This is a genomic window from Tepidibacter hydrothermalis (genome assembly GCF_029542625.1).
Taxonomy (GTDB): domain Bacteria; phylum Bacillota; class Clostridia; order Peptostreptococcales; family Peptostreptococcaceae; genus Tepidibacter_A; species Tepidibacter_A hydrothermalis.
In genome coordinates this window covers 2,260,121-2,283,666 of sequence record NZ_CP120733.1, presented here as the reverse complement: position 1 = coordinate 2,283,666, position 23,546 = coordinate 2,260,121, and the positions used below count along the sequence as shown (strand labels likewise).

Below are 23,546 nucleotides of genomic sequence, written 5' to 3'. Positions count from 1 at the left end.
ATGAAATAAGGAGGGGGTTTTATGAAAATTTATAAATGTAGTGTATGTGGATACGTGTATAAACCTGAAAAAGGAGATTGGACACATGATATAAAAAAGAATACTAGTTTTGAAGATTTGCCGGATGATTGGAAGTGTCCAACTTGCAATCAACCTAAAATGGCATTTGAAGAAGAATAGATTTTGTATTAAACTGGTATAAGTAGAAAAGAAAGGTGAGGATTATGAATATAGATATACCGGTTGAAGTTGAGAAGTTACTTGACATATTAAAACAAAATAATTATGAGGGATTTATAGTAGGTGGTTGTGTTAGAGATACTCTTTTGAATAATACACCTAAAGATTGGGATATGACTACAAGCTGTCTTCCTGAAAAACTTATGAATATATTACAAGACAATAATATAAAGGTTATTCCAACAGGACTCAAGCATGGAACTGTAACTGCTGTTATAAATGATAATAATTATGAAATTACAACTTATAGAATAGATGGAGAATACAAAAATAATAGACGACCTGAGAATGTAGAATTTACTGATAAAATAGAAGAAGATCTATCAAGGCGTGATTTTACGATTAATGCAATGGCATATGATAGTCAATATGGATTGTGTGATCCATTTTTAGGTCAGCAGGATTTAAAAAAAGGCATTATAAAATGTGTTGGAAATCCTTTGAATAGATTTGAAGAAGATGCACTTAGAATATTAAGAGGGGTAAGATTTGCAACTAGACTAAACTTCGAATTAGATAAAACTACAAAGTATGCTATGTCTGATAAAGGAAACTTACTTTTAAATATTAGTAATGAGAGAATAAAGGAAGAAATGTGTAAAATACTACTTACAAATAAACCTTCCTTAGGGTTTAATATACTTAAAGAGTTAGATTTATTGAAATATATTCTTCCTGAGCTTGATAAATGTGTTGGATTTGATCAAAAAAATTCTTATCATGATAAAGATGTATTTGATCATATTATGTCTGTTGTAGATTATACACCATGTAATATAAAAATTAGACTTGCTGCTTTATTTCATGATATTGCAAAACCAGAAAGTTTTAGTATTGATGAAGAAGGTATAGGTCATTTTTATGGACACAATGTAAAAGGTGAAAAACTGGCTAAAAAAATATTGAAAAGACTTAAATTTGATAATGATACTATAGAACATGTGTGTATACTTGTTAAAGAACATATGAATATGCCAAATCTTGAAAATAAAAAATCTATAAAAAAACTTATAAATAGATCAAAAATAGACAATATATTTGACCTTATAGACTTAAAAATAGCTGATAGAAAATCTAGTGCTAACCCTGATGATATAGGCTGTATTTTACAACTGAAAAGCAGTGTTGAAGAAATTATAGAGAATAAAGAGCCTTTAACTGTAAATGATTTAGCTATTAATGGAAATGATATAATTAAATTAGGTATAAAACCTGGCAAAAAAATAGGTAAGATTTTAAATGATTTAAATGATTTAGTACTGGACCATCCGAAACTTAACACTAAACATTATTTAAAAAGTGAAGTGAAAAAATATATAGACTAAATTTTCACTTGATAATCATAATCAAATGTGAGATACTGTAATAGTAAAAATATATAGAATAGAAGGTGGATTAATATGAATAATGAGAAAAAGCAAGGCTGTGGATGTGGAGGACACGAGCACGGAGGAAATCATGAGTGTGGGTGTGGAGGACACGGACACGAGCATGGAGAAAATCATGAGTGTGGATGTGGAGGACACGGACATGAAGAGCATGATCATGAAGAAGCTCAGATGATATATTTGACTTTAGATGATGAAGAAGAAATAGCTTGTAAGGTTCTTACTATATTCGAAGTAGAAGGTAATGAATACATATCTTTACTACCTGAAAATTCAGAGGATGTATATATATATAAATACAAAGAAACTGAAGAAGTACCAGAATTAGAACAAATAGAAAGTGATGATGAATTCAATAAAGTATCACAAGCATTTTATGATTTATGTGATTAATAAAATTGGCTAATTTAAAAATGATATAATTTCTTATTTGTTATAAAAAGGCGACTAACAGCTATAATCTAGCTATTAGTCGCTTTTTATTATATGGAGAATTATATGATTTTCAACTTACGAGTAAAATATACTTGCATTATCAAAATGATAATGGTAAAATAGAAAATGTCAAAATGGTAAAAAATGTAATGGGTTTTATTGAGATGAGAGTAACTTAATTTAAATAAAAATATATAATATTAGTATGTTTTGGAGGGGATTTGTATGATATTAAATAACATTATAGATTCAATAGGAAATACACCACTTATAAATTTAAATAAATTAACTGGAAATAATATATATGCTAAAGCTGAATTTTTAAATCCTGGAGGAAGTATAAAGGATAGGATAGGAAAGTTTATGATAGAACAGGCTGAAAGAGATGGAGCATTAAAAAAAGGTATGACTATAATGGAGCCTACATCTGGAAATACAGGCATAGGTATATCTTTAGTTGGAGTTCAAATGGGATATAAGGTAAAGATTGTTATGCCTGAAAATATGAGTGAAGAGAGAAAAAGAATTATAAAGGGGCTTGGAGCAGAACTGATACTAACACCTAAAGAGGAAAGTGTAGAAGGTGCTTTAAATGAGGTTAAAAGACAAATAAAGGCTAATGATGATATCTTCGTTCTTAATCAGTTTAGCAATATTAACAACCCATTGATACATTACAATACAACGGCAGTTGAAATATTTAAAGATATGAATGAGAATGTAGATGTATTTGTTTCGGGACTTGGAAGTGGAGGAACTTTACAGGGAATAGGAAGATATTTAAAAGAAAAAAATCCTAATTGTATGGTTATCGCAGTTGAGCCCAAAGGAGTATCTGCACTCAAAGGGCATAATGCAGGAATTCATAAGATACAGGGTATAGGTGATGGATTTATACCGGATGTATTAGATGTATCTTTAATGGACAGAGTTATAGAGGTTGGTGATGAAGATGCTATTTCAACTTCTAGACAATTAGCAAAGGTATGTGGATGCTTAGTTGGAGTATCGGCAGGAGCTAATGTATGGGCAGCTATGAATATAGCAAAACAATATCCACATAAGAAAATAGTTACTATTCTACCAGATAGAGCAGAGAGATACTTCAGTGAGGGACTTTTGTAATAAAAAAATTGAAATTAGAATAATTTAGTTAAAGACTCATTCTTAATAGGATGAGTCTTTTAGCATATAAAAGTATTACATTCGAAATAAATGAAATTTAATGCAAGAGAAGGTGTAATAAAGGTGTTAAATAACCTTTATTGCATCTTTTTCTTGTATAAAATGAAATTTATATATAAAAAAATTGCATTTTGGGGTTGTAAATGCAGAAAGGGCATGTTAATATATGAAATATGAAGTTGGTAAAGAATCATAAAAAAGAAAATTAAAAACGTGACAAAATTATTCTGTATTTTTTAAAAAATACAAAATAACATTAAAAATGTTGGGAATTAACGATTTGAACCGTGTTTTGAATCGTAGCAATATAAAAAGAAAAGTGATGTAAAAATAAAGCAAATGAAATATATTGGTCATTAAATTTCAAAATTATAAATGTAATTTGAGGGGGTTGGCTTATTATGAAAAGTTCTATTGTAAATTTGTCTAATTCAAATTATTTTAAAAATGTATTTCCGTATTCAAAAATTCCTAGAGTAGAGTTTAATAATATTTTACTTCCTATGGAACTTCCAAATGATATATGGGTGACTGATACAACTTTTAGAGATGGTCAGCAGTCTATGTCTTCTTTTAGTGTTGATCAAATACTTAGATTATATGATTATCTTCATAAGATAGATAATGGATCAGGGATTATTAGACAATCTGAATTTTTTCTTTATTCAAAGAAGGACAGAAAAGCAGTTTCAAAGTGTATGGACAGAGGATACAGCTTTCCTGAGATTACTTCTTGGATTAGAGCAAAGAAAGAAGATTTGAAATTAGTTAAAGAAATGGAAATTAAAGAAACAGGTATGCTTATGTCTTGTTCTGATTATCATATATTCAAAAAACTAAAAACAACAAGAGAAAACGCTCTTAACATGTACCTAGATATTGCAAGAGAGGCTATTGAAAATGGAATAGTACCAAGATGCCATCTTGAAGATATAACTAGAGCTGATTTTTACGGATTTGTAGTTCCTCTAGTTAGATCTTTGATGGATTTATCAAAAGAATCTGGAGTTGAGGTGAAAATTAGAGCCTGTGATACATTAGGTCTTGGGATTTCTTATACAGGAACGTCACTTCCAAGAAGTATACCTGCAATTATACATGGACTTAGAAATGAATGCAATGTTTCGTCTAAGTCTATAGAGTGGCATGGACATAATGATTTTTACTCTGTTGTAACAAATTCTGTAGCAGCTTGGATGTATGGAGCATCTTCTATAAATACTACTTTATTCGGTATAGGAGAAAGAACAGGTAACTGTCCTATAGAAGCTATGCTCGTGGCTTATGGTCAATTAAAGGGTGATATTAAGAATATGAATCTTAAGATTTTATCTGAAGTCAGTGAGTATTTTCAAAAAGAGATGGACTATGATATTCATCCACAAACTCCATTTGTGGGAAGCGAATTTAATGTAACAAAGGCTGGAATACATGCTGATGGAATATTAAAGGATGTAGAAATATATAACTCTTTTGACACTGAGAAAATATTAAATAGACCTATAGTAGTATCTGTTAATCAATATTCAGGAGTGGCTGGTATTGCAGCTTGGATTAATACTTATTTTAGATTGAGTGAAGGTCAAAAGATATCTAAGTCTGATGAAAGAATATATCCTATTAAAAGATGGGTAGACGATCAGTATGCAGGTGGAAGAACTACAGTTATAAGAAATGAAGAGTTAAAGAAAATAACTTATATGTATTTACCACATATAGAAAAAATAGAAAAAACAGAGGCGGTTTAAGGAGGGGTAATATGAATTTAACAGTGGCTCAAAAAATCATAAAAGATCATATTGTCAGTGGAGAGTTTAAAAAGGAAAGTGAGATTGGAATAAGAATAGATCAAACATTAACACAGGATTCTACAGGAACGATGGCTTATCTTCAACTTGAAAATATGGGGATAGATAAGGTTAAAACTAAAAAATCATTAGCTTATATAGATCATAATATACTTCAAGCAGGACCGGAAAATGCAGATGATCATTTATACATTCAAACGGTTGCTAAAAAGTATGGGATATATTTTTCAAAACCTGGAAATGGAATCTGTCATCAGGTTCACCTTGAAAGATTTGGAGTTCCGGGGCAAACTCTTCTTGGATCAGATAGTCATACGCCTACTTGTGGAGGAATTGGTATGCTAGCTATTGGGGCTGGAGGGCTAGATGTGGCGGTTGCCATGGCTGGTGGCGAATATTATATCAAGACTCCTGATGTAGTAAAGGTTGAACTTGTAGGAAAACTAAACAAAGGAGTATCTGCAAAAGATATAATACTAGAAGTATTGAGAATATATACAGTAAAAGGTGGAGTTAACAAAATATTTGAATATTGCGGTGAAGCTTTAAAGTATTTAAGTGTTCCGCAAAGAGCAACTATTACAAATATGGGAGCTGAACTTGGAGCTACAACATCTATATTTCCATCAGATAAAGTTACGTATGAATTTTTAAAGGCACAGGGAAGAGAAGATGATTATGTTGAGATATTAGCTGATGAAGAAGCTATATATGATGAATCCATAGTTATTGATTTAGCTGAGATAAAACCGTTGGCAGCATGTCCTCATAGTCCTGATAATGTAGTAAATGTTTGTGAGCTTAAAGATATAAAGGTAAACCAAGTTGCAATAGGAAGTTGTACTAACTCATCCTTAGTAGATATGATGAAAGTAGCTGAAATTCTAGAAAATAAAACTATAGCAGAACATGTATCACTTGTTATATCACCGGGATCAAAGCAAGTATTGAATATGTTGGCTGCAAATGGAGCATTAGCAAAGATGGTATCTGCTGGTGCTAGAATACTTGAATCTGCATGTGGACCTTGTATAGGAATGGGTCAGGCTCCAAGTACTGGAGGGGTGTCACTTAGAACTTTTAATAGAAATTTTAAGGGAAGATCTGGAACGACATCTGCTGACATATATATAGTAAGTCCAGAAGTTGCAGCTGTATCTGCTATAACGGGATATCTAACAAGCCCTGAAAATATAGATGATTCGAAAATTTCTATGCCACATAAGTTTTTAATAAATGATAATTTAATCGTGCCTCCTGCTAAAGAAGGAGAAGAGATTGATGTAATAAAAGGTCCTAACATTAAGGATTTTCCTAAAACAGAGCCTTTAAAAGATATATTAAAAGGAAAAATACTAATAAAGGTAGAGGATAATATAACTACTGATCATATTATGCCATCAAATGCAAAGTTACTACCATATAGATCGAATATTCCTTATTTATCTGAATATTGTTTTAAACCATGTGATCCTGATTTTCCTAGTAGAGCAAAAGAATTTAAAGGAGGATTTATATTAGGAGGGGCAAATTATGGTCAAGGATCTAGCCGTGAACATGCAGCATTAGCACCATTGTATCTTGGAATTAAAGCTGTAATTGCAAAATCTTTTGCTAGAATACACAAGCAAAATCTTATAAATAACGGTATACTTCCCTTAACTTTTAAGAATGAAAAAGATTATGATGATATAGATTTAATGGATGAAATATCTCTTGAGGATAATTTTAAAAACTTGGATACAGGATTGTTTGTATTAAAAAATCTAACTAAAAACAAGGAATATGAAGTGAATTTAGATATAACAAGTAGACAAAAGAAAATGATATTAGCAGGTGGACTTTTAAACTTGATAAAACAAAACAATGATATAGGGGGAAAGTAATATGCCAAATAAGATAACATTAATTCCCGGGGATGGAATAGGACCTGAGGTAATATATGCTACAAAGGATATTATAGATAAGAGTGGTGCAGATATTGATTGGGAGATATTAAATGCTGGTATGTGTGTAATGGACGAATATAAGACACCTTTGCCAGATGAGGTTATAGATAGTATAAAAAAGAATAAGGTAGCATTAAAGGGACCTATAACAACTCCTGTAGGAAGCGGATTTAGAAGTGTAAATGTGGGATTGAGACAAAAACTTAATTTATATGCAAATATAAGACCTATTAAGTCTTATGAAGGTATAGACACACTTCACAAGAATGTTGATTTTGTAATTGTAAGAGAAAATACAGAAGGGCTTTATATAGGTATAGAACATAAGGTAGGGGATGAGGCTTGTGAAAGTATTAAGATAATAACTAAAAAAGCATCTGATAGGATTGTAAAATTTGCATTTGAACTTGCCAAAAAAGAAAATAGAAAAAAAGTAACTGCAACTCATAAAGCAAATATAATGAAGCTATCAGATGGATTGTTTTTAAAATGTGCAAAAGATATAGCAAAAGACTATGATATAGAATTTGAAGATGTTATAGTAGATGCTATGAGTATGAAACTTGTTATGAACCCACAAAATTATGATGTAGTAGTTGCACCTAACTTATATGGGGATATTTTATCTGATATGAGTTCTGGACTAATAGGAGGTCTTGGTATGGCTCCTGGTGCAAATATTGGGGAAGATATAGCTGTATTTGAACCAGTTCATGGTTCGGCACCAGATATAGCAGGGAAAAACTTAGCTAATCCGATATCTTGTATACTAACAGGTGTTATGATGCTGAAGTATATAGGTGAGAATGAAGCAGCTTTAAAAGTTGAATCTGCACTTGAAAAGGTATTTAAACAAAAAGATAAATTGACTAAGGATTTAGGTGGACCACTTGGAACAAAAGAATTTGCACAGGCTGTTATAGAAAATATGTAAAAAAATTTAATTACTATATTAAAAAAGTAGCTATCTAGATTTTATAAAATCTAGATAGCTACTTTTTTGTACTTTTGATAGTTGTTTTCAAGTATAATTAAAAATAGAAGGGGGATGATTTTTATGGAACAAAAAGGTTATATACATGTTTATACTGGTAATGGTAAAGGAAAGACAACTGCTGCTTTAGGTCTTTCGCTTAGAGCGGTATGTGCTGGGAAGAAGGTGTTTTTTGGACAATTTGTAAAAGGTATGAAATATAGTGAAGTTAAAGCTTTAGAATATTTGCCTAATTTTGAAATGGAACAGTTTGGGTTAAATTGTTTTATATATAATGAACCTAATAGAGATGATATAGAGGTTGCAAGAAAAGGTCTTCAAAGAATAAAGGATATAATAAATTCAGGAGAGTATGATGTGGTAGTATTAGATGAAGTTAATATTGCTCTTTACTACAAACTATTTGATGTTGATGAGGTATTAGAAATCTTAAAAAATAGACCTAAGAATATAGAAGTTATATGTACTGGAAGATTTGCAAAAGAAGAGCTTATTGAAATTGCAGACCTTGTTACAGAAATGAAAGAAGTTAAACATTACTATAACGAAGGTGTAATGGCTAGAGAGGGAATTGAGTGTTAGATAAAAAAAGTAGCTACCTAGGTAGCTACTTTTTTTATCTACTTTATTATCAGTAAGACTAATATATAGAAGTTTCGCTTAAAACTAATCCTTCATTTCTACTTACTAATTGAGTAGGAGACCACTCACTTTGGAATAAGAATGCAGGATTTTTATCCTTGTCTTCAACAAGGATAGTATCCATTGTCATAGACATATTATGAGAATCAAAGCTTCCTGTTTCTGCCCAGCGAATAAAACGGTAAGGAAGTCTTTCAATTCTAATATCTACATTGTATTCATTTTTTAATCTATATTCTAATACTTCGAACTGAAGAACACCTACAACTCCTATTATAAGTTCTTCCATACCTATGTTAGGACGCTTATAAACTTGTATAGCACCTTCTTCTGATATCTGAGTAATTCCTTTTAAGAATTGTTTTCTCTTTAAAGAATTTAAAGTAGAAATTCTTGAAAAATGCTCAGGTGCAAATTGAGGAATACCTTTGTATTGCAGCTTTGCTTGTTTTTGAGATAAAGTATCTCCTATATTGAATATTCCTGGGTCGTGGATACCTATTATATCTCCTGGATAAGCAGAATCTACAATAACACGATCTTGGGCTACGAACTGTTGAGGTTGAGCAAGTTTAACTTTTTTACCTCTTTGAACGTGATTTACTGTCATACCCTTTTCAAATTTACCAGAACATATTCTTAAAAAAGCTATTCTATCTCTATGAGATTTATCCATATTAGCTTGAATCTTGAATATAAATCCTGAGAAGTTATCAGATTCAGGATCTACAACTCCCATATTACTATCACGAGGTGTTGGTGGAGTAGTTATATCTAAGAATGATTCAAGGAATGGCTCAACACCGAAGTTTGTAAGAGCACTTCCGAAAAATACTGGAGTTAATTCACCCTTTGATATTTGATCTAAGTTAAATTCATCTCCGGCAACATCTAAAAGTTCAATGTCATTTAATAATTGTTCGTGAAGGCTACTACCTAATAGGTCAGCAAACTTTTCATCATCTACTTTTCCAACTACAGATTTAGCTATAGATTGTCCGTGATTTCCATCGTTGAACAATTCAATTTGATCTTTTTGACGGTTAAATACTCCCTTAAATTCTTTACCTGATCCTATTGGCCAGTTAACAGGGCAAGAACGAATTCCTAATACATTTTCGATATCTTCCATTAATTCAAAAGGGTCTTTTCCTTGTCTATCCATTTTGTTTATAAAAGTGAATATTGGAATACCTCTCATTTTACAAACCTGGAATAATTTCTTAGTTTGTGCCTCGACACCTTTTGCAGAGTCTATAACCATTACAGCACTATCCGCGGCCATAAGAGTTCTATAAGTGTCCTCACTAAAGTCCTGGTGACCAGGTGTGTCTAGTATGTTGATGCAAAAATTGTTGTATTCAAATTGAAGCACACTTGATGTAACAGATATACCTCTTTGTTTTTCTATTTCCATCCAGTCAGATACAGCATGTTTTTGAGATCTTCTAGATTTAACAGATCCAGCTTGGTGGATTGCGCCTCCGTATAATAAGAATTTCTCAGTTAATGTAGTCTTTCCAGCATCGGGATGGGAAATGATTGCAAATGTTCTTCTTCTTCTAACCTCATCGATAAAGCTTAAATTTTGTTGTGACATTTTAAAACTCCTCTATTATAAATTTATCCGAAACTAAGAGTTATAATAATCCATAATATTAACGTTGGAGATAAGAACTCTACAGCTTCTGGATTAGTTTGCCCATAGGGGACTGCCGAAATTAAATCAGTTAAAGTGAAATTTAATTACAACTGAATTAACTATTACTTTATATTATATTTACATAAAAGCCTAACATTATGATGTTATAACTTTATTGAGAAACTGTCAATTGATATTTAATATATTAATGTATAATTAAAAAAACTCACGATCCAATTTAATCATGAGTCTTTTTTTCGATATCTATACTAAATTGATTGGTTTTTCCCATCATATAAGCAAGTTTTATAATCTTTTTTTCATGTCTAGTCATTTTCCTAGAGTACATCTTTTCGAACTGTCTAAATAAAGCACTCATATCAACTTTTTGCTTTGTGCTATTAGATCTTGCTGTTCTGCTTGTATCGTACGTTTCCGGAAGTATATTTTTATTGTATATAATTTTGAATACTTCACTTGTATAATAAGCATCGTTAAAAGCATTATGGAATTCTTTATGAAGTGGTATTTTGAAAGTATCTACTGCTCTTTGAAGACCTACGCTAAAACCTTTTGTAAATTTAAGATATCTAGTAGCGTGATGTTGAACATCTATATATTTTTTATTAATTGGAGAATTTAATTCATGGTAACGAATATTTCTAAATAGTTCTTTAAGATCTACCTTCCCCCATACACAAAAAATACTAGAATCATCTATAAAGTCTAAAAAATCCTTATAAACTTTAGGGAAGTAATCGGCTTTATTTAATTGATTAATATCTATATTAGTGAGTTCTTCTATATAAGGGTTCAAAGTTGGATATACTGTTGGGCGCACCAGTCTATCAAAGGTTGCTACTGCATTAAAATGTTCGTCTAATTTAATTGCACCTATTTGAATTATTTCAAAGGGACATTTACACGCGTCTTTTACAGTGTTTTTAATTGATTTTGTTTGATTGAATTCTAAGTCGTATATTATGTAATTCATTTTTATTACTCCTAACTGTATAGAGTTGGTTTTAGTTTTTCACTTTATACAGTGAAAAATACGTATACATAGTATTATACATTAAATATAAGGAGTATAGTATTATTTGTACATTTAAATATGATACAATACAAATGTAAATTACAAAAAAAGGAAATATGAAGGTGTGGATTTTAACAAAATATAAAAAAATATCCCTCATAAAAAAATATATTTATGAAGGATTATTTAAGCACTATAACTATAAATTATCGAATTAATACATATAAAAGTTTTTATATTTTTTTATAAATATAACAGAAATGAACATGGTTGCAATTTCTGCGAATGGAACTATTAACCAAAGACCATTTATTTTAAATAAAGGAGGAAATAAGTACGCTCCTAGTAAAACAAAAGCAAAGGTTCTTGAAAATGAAGTTATAGAAGAAATCTTACCATTAGAGAACGCTGTAAAAAGAGCTGATGTAAAAATATTTAAGCCTACAAATAAAAAACTAAATGAAAATATTCTAAGGCCAAATAGAGTTAAATTATAGATTTGGCTATCTGTGCTTACGAATACTCTTACTAAAAATGGAGCGAAAAGTAATGATGTAGTAAAAATTAGTAAAGAAGAAACCAAAATGAACGTTTTAGAATATTTAAAGGTCTCTTTTAATTTATCTGTATTTTTAGCACCGTAATTAAAACTTATTAATGGGGCTATGCCGGAGGAAAATCCTAAATATGTTGAGACCAATAAAAAATGGATGTATAATATTATGCTTAAAGCAGCTACACCCCTTTCACCAGCATATTTTAAAGCTAATATATTAAATAAAAAGGTAGTTATTCCGGTTGATAATTCTGATACCATTTCAGATGAACCATTATACATAGTATCTTTTAACAACTTTAAATTAAATTTTGGAATTACGAAATTTAAATTTGATTTAGAGGAAAAGAAATACCAAAATCCAAATAAACAAGATACTAATATTCCAAGTCCGGTAGCTAAAGCAGCTCCTAAAATTCCAAGGTTAAATAATTTTATAAAAACATAATCAAAAACAATATTTACAACTCCACCTATTATAGATAGAAATAAACTAAAATTAAAATCTCCATCAGCTCTAACGAAAAATTCAAACATCGTTTTCACTATAAATATAGGTGTACATAGTATAATTACATTACCGTAAGAAATACAGTAGGGTAAAAGAATATCAGTTGCACCTAGAAAATTAAAAATATTAGAAGAAAATATTATTCCTACGATAGCCAATATTATTCCAATTATAATTCCTGAGTAAACAATTAAAGACAGTGCTTCGTTAGCTTTTTCATTATTTTTTTCTCCGAGCATTTTTGAAATTAAGGCACTGCCACCTGCTCCCAGCATTATACTAAAGCCTAAAACAATATTGAAGATAGGTAAAACTATGTTTATGCTAGCCAAAGCATCTGGACCAGCAAGGTTTGAAACAAATATTCCATCTATAATCGTATAAAGAGATATAAAAACCATAGATATAACTGCTGGAGCTACAAATTTTAAGAATTCTTTGAATGTAAATTTTTTAGAAAATAAATAATCCATAATAACCTCCTATAATTAATGCCAATATATAGTATAATAATATGTATAGCTACTATACAGTCAATACTTTAATTATTAAAAAGGTGATGAAATTGGAAAATATATTATTAAGTGAGTACATTAGCATAGGAGAATTTAGTAAATTATGTGGAGTTTCTCGAAAAACTCTCATATTTTATGATAACATAGGCATTTTTTCTCCCGCATATAAGAATGATAAGAATTACAGGTATTATACCATAAATCAATTTGATACTTTTAGTATACTTACAGATCTTAGAGAACTTGGAATGTCTTTAAATGATATAAAAGATTATTTAAAGAAAAAAAGTCCTGAAAATTATTTGAATATGCTAAAACAAGAAAATGATAAAATAAAAGAAAGAATTAATAAATTAAAAAGAATGAGTAATAATATTGAAAATAAAATAGAAATAGCAAATCGTGCTATTGATGCTAAAAAGTATGAAGGACCGTATATTAAAAAACTTGATAAAGAGTATCTGGTTGTATCTGATTTATGTGATAGTTCACAAGAAACATTTATGATTGATATAATAAAATTTTTAAATTATTGTAATTTAAATAATCTGGATCAGGGATATCCTATAGGTGTTATGATAAGTGGGGAATCTATAAAAAATAAGGAGTATACAAAGATTTCTAAGTTGTTTTTGAAAAATGAGTGTAAATTAGAAAATTGCGATATTCATATAAAAAAAGAAGGACTATATGCATGTATTGTCCATAAAGGAAGTTATGAAAAAACTTATGAATCGTATGAAAAACTATTAAAATATATAAGTGATTGTGGATATGAAGTTGAAGATTGTTCTTATGAAAATACATTGCTGGATTTTTTTGCAGTAAAGAATGAAGATCAGTATTTAACAGAGATATCTATACCAATTAGAAAAATGGAAATAACTTAATTAATAATTTACTTATTGAAATTGGAGGCATAAATATGGAAACTAACATTATAACTAAACAAAAGAATGATATTAAAGTAAAAAAACCAAAACATTATAAAGTGATTATGCATAATGATGACTACACTACTATGGAATTTGTGGTGTATGTACTTATGAATATATTTAATAAAAAAATTGAAGTTGCAAATAAAATAATGATTGATGTACATAAAAAAGGAATTGGGATTGCTGGAGTATATCCTTATGATATTGCGGTGACTAAGGTTTCTATAGCTATGAATATGGCAAAAGAAGAGGGATTCCCTTTTAAACTTACTATTGAAGAGGAGTAAAAATATGAATATAACAAATATAGTAAATGAAGTGATATTAAAGGCTTATGAAGAGGCTAAAACAAATAATTGTGAATATGTTACAGTAGAACACTTGCTTTATGTGTCTTTATATTACTATAAAGTTATAGATTCCTTGAAGGAATGTGGAGCAAATATAGAGGAATTGAAAAATAATTTAAAGATATATATAGACGAATATATAACGAAGGTGGATGATTTTGAACCTTTAGAGAGTGTGGGATTTCAGCAAGTTATTATAATTGCAAATGCTCAAGTTGAAAGCTGCGGTAAACATGTTATAGATATAGAACATTTATTAGCAGCTATATATAATTTAGAAGATAGTTATGCTAAATACTACTTATTGGAACAAGGTGTTACGAAGAGAGATTTAGTATATAATTTGGGCAATAGTATTGAAGAAGAGTATGAGGTAGTAGATGAGGAATATGATGATTATGATATGGAAGAGGAAATTAAAAATGAATCTGGTAATGAATCTAGTATAGATAAGTATGCTTTAAAACTTACTGAAATTGCAAGGAATGAAAAAGGTGATCCGCTTATAGGAAGAGAAGATATATTAAATAGAACTATTCAGATACTTTGCAGAAGAAATAAGAATAATCCTATTCATATAGGTGAACCTGGTGTTGGAAAGACATCCGTTACACTTGGACTTGCAAAAATGATTTCTGAAGGAACAGTTCCTGATAAGCTAAAAGGAGCTGAGATATTTTCACTCGATATAGGTTCAATGTTATCTGGAACAAAGTACAGAGGTGATTTTGAAGAAAGAATAAAAAAAGTACTAGATAATATAAAAAAACATAAAAACCCTATAGTGTATATAGATGAAATTCACAATATAGTAGGGGCGGGGGCATTAAGTGGATCTTCATTAGATGCATCTAATTTATTAAAACCGTATCTATTAGATGGAAAAATTAGATTTATAGGTGCAAGTACTTTTGATGAATATAAAAAGTATTTTGAAAAAGATAAGGCGTTAAATAGAAGATTTCAAAAGATAGAGATTAAGGAACCGTCTGTAAGTGAAACACTAGAAATAATAAATGGTCTAAAAAAGAATTATGAGAGTTTTCACAATGTAAAATACACAGATGATGCTATAAAAAGTGCGGTAGTTCTAAGTGATAAATATATAAATGATAAGTTTTTACCTGATAAAGCTATTGATATAATAGATGAAGCTGGGGCTTATACTAGAATAAGTTCTTGCAATGAAGAAGAAATAATTATAGATGAGGGTATTATTGAGAATATAATATCTAAGGTTTGTAATATACCTAAACAGACTGTAGAATCAAATGAAATAAATTCTCTTAAAAATCTAGAAAAAGTTTTAAAAAGCAATATATTTGGACAAGATGAAGCTATTGAAGAGGTTACAAGATGTATTAAGATGTCAAGAGCTGGACTTAATGAAGATAATAAACCTGTTGCAGCTATGCTATTTGTAGGACCTACTGGAGTTGGAAAGACTGAAGTGGCTAAAAATATATCCAAAACTCTAGGAATAGATCTTGTAAGGTTTGATATGAGTGAATATACAGAAAAGCATTCAGCTTCTAAACTAATAGGAGCACCTCCTGGATATGTAGGTTATGAAGAAGGAGGATTACTTACAGATTCTATTAGAAAAAATCCTCATTGTGTTTTACTTTTGGATGAGATAGAAAAAGCACATATAGATATATTGAATGTATTGCTTCAAGTTATGGATAATGCAACTCTTACTGATAATCAAGGAAGAAAGTCTGATTTTAAAAATATTATAATAATAATGACTTCAAATGCAGGTGCTAAAAATATAGGTAAAAATTTTGCTGGATTTGGGGATAGATGCATGAATTCACAAGCTATAGATGATGAAGTGAAGAAAATATTTAGTCCTGAGTTTAGAAATAGACTTAATAAAATAGTTAAATTCAATCATGTGGATGATGATATGGCAGTTAATATAGCTAAAAAAGAACTTGAAAAGTTTAAACAAAATTTAAATAAAAAGAATATATTGATTGATTTTGAAAGTTCTTGTGTTGAATATATATCTAAAAAAGGATTATCAAAAGAATTTGGAGCTAGAGAGATTATAAGGCTTATAGATTCTAGACTAAAACCTTTGTTTGTAGATGAAATTTTATTTGGAAATTTAAGCGAAGGTGGAAGATGCGTTGTAGATGTAATCAATGAGGAATTTAAACTGGATATATTGTAAAGAAGGTGAACATTTTGTTCATCTTTTTTGTTTATAAGAAAAATATAATAATGACGAAAAAATTGAATTATTAACTACTTAGATTTCGTTTGTATAAAATCTAGATAACTAGTTCTAAATGATAACATAAATGTAATTTCTGAATATAGATAAAACTTAATACAAATAATACCTGTAAAGGGTGATTATTTTGAAAGAGAGAAAAATAACGTTAATTCTTTTATTGATTCTGTCTGTTTTGTTGAGTTTGCTTATATTTATACAATATAAAGTTTTTTATGATACTAATCCAAATTTTTTAAACCTTATGGAAGATATTATGGCGTATTCTTCTTTAGAAGAATGGGATAAGACAGAAAAGTCTTTAAAAATTCTTGAATATAAATGGAACAAGGCTAAGCCGCTTGTAACATTAAAATATTCAGATCAAGATTATTCTCGTTTAAATATTGAATTCGCAAATCTAAGGGGAGCTGTTTACACAAAAGATGCAGATTTTATACAAAGAAAGATTAGGGTTTGCATGGTTATATTTAGGAATATAACTTCTATAATGCCTATACCTTAGAAAGGAATATATTATGATGAATGTATTAGCATATATAATAAAAAGTTTTATGCTTATATTGACAACTTGGTTAATTTGTAATTTTATAGGTAAAAAATCATTGGCTCAATTTACTCCATATGATATAGCTATATTATTTATTATATCTAACGTTATAGCTGAGCCTCTTGTTAATAAAGATTTATATAAAACAACGATGTGTGTGATTTTATTATCTGCTATAATAATTGCAATATCTAAGCTTTCATTACACCGCAAATTTTATGGAATAGATGGCATGCCTAGTGTAGTAATATCTGATGGTAAAATTATAAAGAATGAGTTAAAAAAGAACAATATAAGTTTATACATATTATTATCTATGCTTAGAGTTCAGGGGTATGATAAAATTGCAGATATAAATTATGCAATACTTGAACCGGGAGGACAAATATCGGTAATGCCAAAGAGTAAAGCCAGACCTCCTACTACAGAGGAAATGAATTTAGGTGTATCTGATAAAAAACTTTCTTTTGCAGTAGTTGTGGACGGTCGAATAAATGAAAATATACTCACTTATGCAAATATTACTAGGGAATGGCTGCTAAAAGAACTGGAGAAACAGTTTAATTCAAACCCTGGTGATATATTTTATGCAGAAATTGATTCAGATAAAAGTTTATATGTAGATTTTTATGAATAATTTCAAAAGTTCAGATTAATTACTCTGAACTTTTTGCTTTATATATATAAATTCTTAGATAATTTTCTTAACTCTTCTTTTTGTAATATATATATTATTTTATCGTCGCATTTTATAATCCCTTTGGATTCAAGAGTATTAAATGTTCTATTTAGATGCCTATAAGTTGTACCTAAAAACTGAGCAATTTCTTTAAAGGAGGAGTTAAGCTGTATATAATCTTTATCTGTTATATGCTCTACTATATAACTAGATAATCTGTTTATAAGAGGGTACACAAGATTATACGAGCTATTATTACCAGTAGCATCTAATTTTCGGCTTAATGAATTTATTATATGTTTTAAAAATTTAGGGTTATTACAGTAACTGCTTCGTAATATATTGGCAGGAAGACCTATTAAGTATGTGTTTTCAATTGCTTCGGCATTGCAACGAACAGGTATGTTATTTAAAAGCTCTAAATCTCCTAATGAATCAAAATTAGTATAAAACTGGAGTAATATAGACTTACCATTTTCTAAAAGGTATGATATTTTTATTTTTCCGTCTACAAATAAATAATAATAGGTGAGCTCGCAGTCGGCTTGGAGTATAGTTTCATTTTTTTCATAGTAGTGAAGTTGTGCGTATTTTAATATATTATCTTCAAATATGCTTTTTATATTGTGTTTATCAATATATTTATTTAAAAGAATATTGTTTGAAATTTTTTTCATAAAACCTCCTTATATGACATATGTCATATTAGTATTTATATAAATATGATAGATTATTTATAAAGTATTGTAAAGTATGGAGGAATTATTATGTATAAAAATTTAGGGGTTATAGTGGGTATTATATTAGCTATAATGCTTTTCTTTAATGGAATGTTGGCTAGTGTAACAGGTCCTTATATGAGTACTCTGATATTTCATGTTATAGGACTTATAATTATTCTTATGATTTCAATTATAACAAAGAATAAAATATCCGATTTAAGAAAAATACCTGTATTATTTTTATTACCGGGAGTACTTAGTGTTTTAACTATACAGTTAAATAATATTTGTATTCCTCAAATAGGAATAACTCTTGTTGTAGGAATTAGTTTATTTGGTCAACTTGTGATGTCTAACATAGTAGATCACTTTGGGTTGTTTGGAATGCCTATAAATAAATTTAGAAAAGAAAAAATGATAGGTTTCTCTATTATTTCGCTTGGAATAATAGCTATGATTATGATATAGAGGAGTGATTAGATGTATATATTATTCGCATTTCTAACTGGTATATCAATCGTTATTAATACGATTATAAACGGAAAGCTTGCACAAAGAGAAGGGATGGTAAATGGAGTTATTATAAATTATTTGATGGGTACAATTGCTTCTATTATAATGTGCTTTTTTATAAGAAATTCAATCGCATCGTTGAGTAGTGTAAAGTACGTTCCTATACATTATTTTTTAGGAGGTTTTGTTGGTGTTGCAATAATTTATTTATTTAACACAATAGTGCCTCAAATTCCTGCTGTATATGTAGTTATACTTCCTTTTATAGGTCAGATACTTACAAGTGCTGTTATAGATTATATATACCTAGATATTTTTTCTAAAGGGAAAATAATAGGAGGAATATTATTTCTTATAGGTCTTTTATATAATGCAAGAATAGATAAAAAATATGAAAAAGTAAATGAGCCTGTATTAGATGTTAAAGTCTAGTACAGGCTTATTTTTATACTATCAGGAAATTATATAATTTTAAATTTGTGGATAACATTGATTGAAGAACTACACTTGCAACTATTTTTAAGCAACGGAGCCTGTAAGGATCGTTGGCGACATGAGCCACCGCGTTAGCGAGTAGACGAATTTTTATACTGGAAAAGAGTTTAAATAGAAAAAAAGGAATAATATTGAATAAATAGGCATATTATATAAGTGCGGTTATTTAGATTTGACAAGAAAGTAAAAAATATTATAATATGATAATGTTAGACAAAAAAGACTATAATATGACTTCTTGTTATGAAATTTAAATTTTAACATCTAGATGAAAATAGGAAAGTGGGTTATTCAATGAAAAAAAAGCTAAGGATAATGCTTTGCACAATGATTATTATATCTTTGTACGTAAGCTCGTGCTTTGCGCTTGAAGTTGAAGTTAGTGTGAAGATAAATGATAATTACGTAAAGAGTGATCAAAAGAACATACTGATTGATGATACTGTATTTGTACTTGCAAGATTTGTTACTGAAGCTTTAAATGGACAGGTTACATGGAATGAAGATACTAAAAGTATGATTATCGATTATGAAGGAAAGAAAATGAAATTAACAGCGGGTAGTGATGTAGCCTACATAGATTCTAAGGAATACAAATTAGAGTCAAAGCCTTTTTTAAGAGGTGGAAGAATGTACATACCAGTTAGGTTTATTTCTGAAAATTTGAATTGTGATATTAACTGGGTACACGAGACTTTTACTGTAGACATAAAAAAACAGAACTTAGTAATTTCTGAAGAGAAATTTGAACAAAGATATTATACAGATGAAGAAATGAAATTACTTGCAAAAATTATACAGGTAGAATCGGGAAATACAAACTTAGAAGGAAGATTGGGAGTTGCTAATGTAGTTCTTAATAGAGTTAAGAGCAATAGATTTCCAAATGATATAAACAGTGTAGTATATCAACGAGGACAGTTTCCACCAGCTCACAAAGAATCATTTAAAACATTAAAACCTAATAATCTAAGTAATATAGCAGCTAAAAAAGCACTTGAAGGTGTAAATAACGTTGAAAATTGCTTGTTTTTTAATTCAAGACCATTTAAAAGCAAGAAGAAAAGTTTATACAAAATAATAGATGGTGAATATTTTTATAAATAAAGAGAGAGAAATCTCTCTTTTTTTAAATGAATTATATAAATTAAAATATGTGTATAATATAATTAAAGAACTGAGTTTGCAAATGTAGTTTAAATATTTATTTAGGAGGAGATTTTATGGGGGCTGAAAATGTTTCTTTATCTATAGCGTTTGGAGCAGGTCTTATATCTTTTTTTTCACCTTGTATATTACCGCTAATACCGGCATACATTATGTACATAACGGGTGTTAGTGTTAGAAATGAACTTGGTAATAATAAAATACTTGTCTTGACGAGAACTATAGGATTTGTAATAGGATTTACAATAATATTTATGATAATGGGGACATCTGCTAGTTTTTTAGGAAAAATTTTCGTAAGAAACAAAGAAATTTTTTCGAAAATAAGCGGGATATTGATAATATTATTTGGATTTAAAATGATGGGGATTTTAAACCTACAATATCTAGATATGCAAAAAAAATTAAAAATAAATATACAAACAACTAATTGGTTTACATCTATATTAATGGGTATGGCATTTGCTGTGGGATGGACACCTTGTTTTGGCCCTGTGCTTGCTTCTATCTTAATATATGCAGGAAATAGTGATACAATTTCAACTGGAATATATTTATTGTTAATTTATTCTATGGGGATGGCTATACCGTTTATACTGACTGCTTTGTTTATAGATATGTTTAGTAGATTCTTTAATAAAACTAAAAAAATTATGATATATATACCTAAGATATGTGGGTTTATTATGGTTGTATTTGGGGTATTAATGTTTTTAAATAAACTTGTTGATATAAGTAGATTATTCATATAAGGAGGAACAATATGATTAAGAAGATATTTTCTATAATTGTAGTTATAGCTCTGCTATTTGGAGGATTTTATATTTTTAATAAACAAAATAATACTAAACAAGATGTAAGTAATAATATAGTTAAAGAAAATGCGGATAAAGAAAATATAGATGAAAAGTCTCAAGAATTAGCTGTCGGTAAAATTGCTCCTAGTTTTACACTTAAGAATTTAAATGGAGATGAAGTGTCGTTATCTGACTATGAAGGTAAAATAGTTCTTATAAATTTTTGGGCTACATGGTGTACGTATTGTGACAAGGAAATGCCGGATTTACAAAGATTAAATAATGAAAATGAAGATTTAGTAGTTCTTACGGTTAATGTTAAAGAAAGTAAAGAAGAAGTTCAATCATATATTGATAAGGGAAATTATGATTTTCCTGTTTTACTTGATGAAAATGGAGAAACGTCTATTACTTATTTAGTTAGTGCTTTTCCTACATCTTATTTTGTAGATGAAAACGGCATTTTATTAGGGGCAGTTCAAGGAATGATGTCGTATGATAAAATGAATACTATATTAGAGCAAATAAGAGAGAATAAATAAAATAAAAACATACAAAAAAGTAATCTAATTATATAGTTAGGTTATTTTTTTGTTAAGAAAAGATATTTTTTAAATAATAAAATTTAATATATAATGTAGGTAAGATTTAATTGAAGGAGATATTAAATATGAAAATTAAAAAAGTAGGTAATAGAGGAATTTTATTTACATTTCAACAGCTTAAAGAGTCTCACTATGATTGTGTGACAAACATATATGTAATTAATGCAAAAGAGCATTTTTTTATATGTGATACATACATAGGTCCGTATTATGTGAAGCAAGTTAAAAAGTATCTAGAAGATAATTTTGGGAAGAAGAAGTATATAGCATTTAATTCTCATGGTCATTGGGATCATATATGGGGAAACAGTGAATTTAAGGATGATATAATAATATCTCATGAGTTATGTAAAGAATTTATTGATAAATATGCGGATAAAGCTTTGAGTATTAATAAAGAACAGTTTGCAAAAGATGATATAGAAATTGTTTTACCTAATATTACGTTTAGTGAAAAAATTAGGTTTGAAGAAGATGGGGTTGAATTTTTTTATAGTCCAGGTCATTCGAAAGACTCAGCCTCTTGTTACGATTATCAAGATAATACACTATTTGTAGGAGATAATATAGATGATCCTATACCATATTTTATGTGCTGGAATAAATTAGATGTATATAAAAGAACTTTAGAGAGATATTTGGATATAAATGCTGATATTGTGGTTCAGAGCCATGGAGATATTAAAGACAATAATTTAATAAAAGACAATATAGCTTATATAGATAAGTTGATAAAAAAAGAAAAAATAGAATTTAAAGATGAAGATGCTTTGAAAAAGCATAAAGTGAATATGAAGTGTCTAAAGTTATAAGAAAGATATTGATATAACTTAAAAGAGAGAATCAGGAATACCTGATTCTCATTTTTACTTAATAGCTTTAATTATACTCCAATTATCTAGTTTGTATTCAAATTTTTTAGTATTAGCGGGACTTGTAGACTCTAATCTTTGAAATTTAATATTTTCAAAATTGAATCCTACTTTCTTTTTAAACACGTTATATGCTTTTAATCCATTGAAAAATACATATTCTATATTTGGGTAATTATTAAATAAGGATTCAAAATCATTAGCCTGCTCCATTTTAATATTTGAATCAAGACTTCCTTCGCGATAGCATGATTTTATAACATCCCATAAAGCAATATTGTTTTTTTTCAAAAATGATATTTTGTCATCATAATTATCATCAATAGGAGTATCGAATAATGAATATATTATTTTCCAAAATTGATTCTGAGGATAGGCATAATATTGATGTTGTCGTAATGACTCTTTTCCTGGGATAGACCCAAGTATTAAAATTTTAGAGTTAGAGTCTCCTATGGGTAAAAATGATTCTATATTTGACATTTTTGATCACTCCAATTAAATTTATATTATATTTAAAGATTATACCCAATAATTAAAGGATATAACTTTAGAATTTTGTTGGATATTTTTTCCTGAAGATGGTATTATAATGTTGAAGTTGAAAAAATAGAATATAAATATTAACATAATTATCGTAATGACAGATATAAAGGAAACTAAGGGTAACAAAAAAATATGTGGAATTATTAAAGAAGTAAGGAGGACATTT

24 protein-coding genes are annotated in these 23,546 nt (G+C 28.8%); 19 read left to right on the top strand and 5 right to left on the bottom strand.

Annotated features, from left to right (window positions below):
* Positions 1-21: 21 nt before the first annotated feature.
* From P4S50_RS10730 to cobO, 8 genes are all read left to right on the top strand, one after another.
* Positions 22-180, top strand: a complete 159-nt coding sequence (locus P4S50_RS10730) for a rubredoxin (protein WP_277730783.1) — start codon at positions 22-24, stop codon at positions 178-180.
* Between the two features lie 44 nt (positions 181-224).
* On the top strand, positions 225-1,565 hold the full coding sequence (locus P4S50_RS10725; protein WP_277730782.1) for a CCA tRNA nucleotidyltransferase: 1,341 nt from the start codon (positions 225-227) through the stop codon (positions 1,563-1,565).
* Positions 1,566-1,640: 75 nt separating this feature from the next.
* Positions 1,641-2,021 carry a DUF1292 domain-containing protein gene (locus P4S50_RS10720; protein ID WP_277730781.1) on the top strand — a complete coding sequence of 127 codons (381 nt, stop codon included), beginning with the start codon at positions 1,641-1,643 and terminating at the stop codon, positions 2,019-2,021.
* 267 nt (positions 2,022-2,288) lie between these two features.
* Positions 2,289-3,188 carry a cysteine synthase A gene (gene cysK / locus P4S50_RS10715; RefSeq protein WP_277730780.1) on the top strand — a complete coding sequence of 300 codons (900 nt, stop codon included), beginning with the start codon at positions 2,289-2,291 and terminating at the stop codon, positions 3,186-3,188.
* Positions 3,189-3,649: 461 nt separating this feature from the next.
* Positions 3,650-4,996, top strand: coding sequence for a beta/alpha barrel domain-containing protein (locus P4S50_RS10710; protein ID WP_277730779.1), 1,347 nt, complete (start codon positions 3,650-3,652; stop codon positions 4,994-4,996).
* Positions 4,997-5,007: 11 nt separating this feature from the next.
* Positions 5,008-6,942, top strand: coding sequence for an aconitate hydratase (locus P4S50_RS10705; protein WP_277730778.1), 1,935 nt, complete (start codon positions 5,008-5,010; stop codon positions 6,940-6,942).
* Between the two features lies 1 nt (position 6,943).
* Positions 6,944-7,939 carry an isocitrate/isopropylmalate dehydrogenase family protein gene (locus P4S50_RS10700; RefSeq protein WP_277730777.1) on the top strand — a complete coding sequence of 332 codons (996 nt, stop codon included), beginning with the start codon at positions 6,944-6,946 and terminating at the stop codon, positions 7,937-7,939.
* A gap of 123 nt (positions 7,940-8,062) precedes the next feature.
* Positions 8,063-8,581: a cob(I)yrinic acid a,c-diamide adenosyltransferase gene (gene cobO / locus P4S50_RS10695; RefSeq protein WP_277730776.1), complete on the top strand. Its 519-nt coding sequence runs from the start codon at positions 8,063-8,065 to the stop codon at positions 8,579-8,581.
* 58 nt (positions 8,582-8,639) lie between these two features.
* Here cobO and P4S50_RS10690 read toward each other — a convergent pair whose 3' ends face one another.
* The 3 genes from P4S50_RS10690 to P4S50_RS10680 form a co-directional block, all read right to left on the bottom strand.
* Positions 8,640-10,241 carry a peptide chain release factor 3 gene (locus P4S50_RS10690; protein ID WP_277730775.1) on the bottom strand — a complete coding sequence of 534 codons (1,602 nt, stop codon included), beginning with the start codon at positions 10,239-10,241 and terminating at the stop codon, positions 8,640-8,642.
* A 280-nt stretch (positions 10,242-10,521) separates the two neighbouring features.
* Positions 10,522-11,277 carry a 3'-5' exonuclease gene (locus P4S50_RS10685; RefSeq protein ID WP_277730774.1) on the bottom strand — a complete coding sequence of 252 codons (756 nt, stop codon included), beginning with the start codon at positions 11,275-11,277 and terminating at the stop codon, positions 10,522-10,524.
* 256 nt (positions 11,278-11,533) lie between these two features.
* A complete protein-coding gene (locus P4S50_RS10680; protein ID WP_277730773.1) occupies positions 11,534-12,859 on the bottom strand; it encodes an MATE family efflux transporter in 1,326 nt (441 codons plus the stop codon).
* A gap of 92 nt (positions 12,860-12,951) precedes the next feature.
* Here P4S50_RS10680 and P4S50_RS10675 point away from each other — a divergent pair, with 92 nt between their 5' ends.
* The 5 genes from P4S50_RS10675 (at position 12,952) to P4S50_RS10655 (ending at position 17,621) form a co-directional block, all read left to right on the top strand.
* Complete coding sequence (locus tag P4S50_RS10675; RefSeq protein ID WP_277730772.1) at positions 12,952-13,791, top strand: MerR family transcriptional regulator; 840 nt, start codon at positions 12,952-12,954, stop codon at positions 13,789-13,791.
* Positions 13,792-13,826: 35 nt separating this feature from the next.
* Positions 13,827-14,126 (top strand): ATP-dependent Clp protease adaptor ClpS, encoded by a 300-nt coding sequence (locus P4S50_RS10670; RefSeq protein WP_277730771.1) that lies wholly within the window; start codon positions 13,827-13,829, stop codon positions 14,124-14,126.
* 4 nt (positions 14,127-14,130) lie between these two features.
* Positions 14,131-16,371: an ATP-dependent Clp protease ATP-binding subunit ClpA gene (gene clpA / locus P4S50_RS10665; protein WP_277730770.1), complete on the top strand. Its 2,241-nt coding sequence runs from the start codon at positions 14,131-14,133 to the stop codon at positions 16,369-16,371.
* A gap of 190 nt (positions 16,372-16,561) precedes the next feature.
* The gene (locus P4S50_RS10660; protein ID WP_277730769.1) at positions 16,562-16,939 is read left to right on the top strand and encodes a DUF4363 family protein; all 378 of its coding nucleotides are present in this window, start codon (positions 16,562-16,564) and stop codon (positions 16,937-16,939) included.
* 13 nt (positions 16,940-16,952) lie between these two features.
* Positions 16,953-17,621: a DUF421 domain-containing protein gene (locus P4S50_RS10655; RefSeq protein ID WP_277730768.1), complete on the top strand. Its 669-nt coding sequence runs from the start codon at positions 16,953-16,955 to the stop codon at positions 17,619-17,621.
* Positions 17,622-17,659: 38 nt separating this feature from the next.
* Here the strand turns inward: P4S50_RS10655 and P4S50_RS10650 are convergent, their stop codons facing one another.
* On the bottom strand, positions 17,660-18,340 hold the full coding sequence (locus P4S50_RS10650) for a Crp/Fnr family transcriptional regulator (RefSeq protein WP_277730767.1): 681 nt from the start codon (positions 18,338-18,340) through the stop codon (positions 17,660-17,662).
* Between the two features lie 90 nt (positions 18,341-18,430).
* Between P4S50_RS10650 and P4S50_RS10645 the strand changes: the two genes are divergently transcribed.
* The 6 genes from P4S50_RS10645 to P4S50_RS10620 all read left to right on the top strand — a co-directional run bounded on the left by P4S50_RS10645 (position 18,431) and on the right by P4S50_RS10620 (position 22,774).
* Positions 18,431-18,853 (top strand): DMT family transporter, encoded by a 423-nt coding sequence (locus tag P4S50_RS10645; RefSeq protein WP_277730766.1) that lies wholly within the window; start codon positions 18,431-18,433, stop codon positions 18,851-18,853.
* Between the two features lie 12 nt (positions 18,854-18,865).
* Complete coding sequence (locus P4S50_RS10640) at positions 18,866-19,330, top strand: DMT family transporter (RefSeq protein ID WP_277730765.1); 465 nt, start codon at positions 18,866-18,868, stop codon at positions 19,328-19,330.
* 357 nt (positions 19,331-19,687) lie between these two features.
* Entirely contained in the window at positions 19,688-20,500 is an 813-nt protein-coding gene (locus P4S50_RS10635; RefSeq protein ID WP_277730764.1) for a stalk domain-containing protein, read from the top strand.
* Between the two features lie 116 nt (positions 20,501-20,616).
* Complete coding sequence (locus tag P4S50_RS10630; protein ID WP_277730763.1) at positions 20,617-21,312, top strand: cytochrome c biogenesis CcdA family protein; 696 nt, start codon at positions 20,617-20,619, stop codon at positions 21,310-21,312.
* A gap of 11 nt (positions 21,313-21,323) precedes the next feature.
* Entirely contained in the window at positions 21,324-21,899 is a 576-nt protein-coding gene (locus P4S50_RS10625; RefSeq protein ID WP_277730762.1) for a TlpA family protein disulfide reductase, read from the top strand.
* A gap of 128 nt (positions 21,900-22,027) precedes the next feature.
* Entirely contained in the window at positions 22,028-22,774 is a 747-nt protein-coding gene (locus P4S50_RS10620) for an MBL fold metallo-hydrolase (RefSeq protein WP_277730761.1), read from the top strand.
* A gap of 54 nt (positions 22,775-22,828) precedes the next feature.
* On the opposite strand, the gene P4S50_RS10615 is transcribed toward P4S50_RS10620, so the two are convergent.
* The gene (locus P4S50_RS10615; RefSeq protein ID WP_277730760.1) at positions 22,829-23,317 is read right to left on the bottom strand and encodes a DNA-deoxyinosine glycosylase; all 489 of its coding nucleotides are present in this window, start codon (positions 23,315-23,317) and stop codon (positions 22,829-22,831) included.
* Positions 23,318-23,546: the final 229 nt, after the last annotated feature.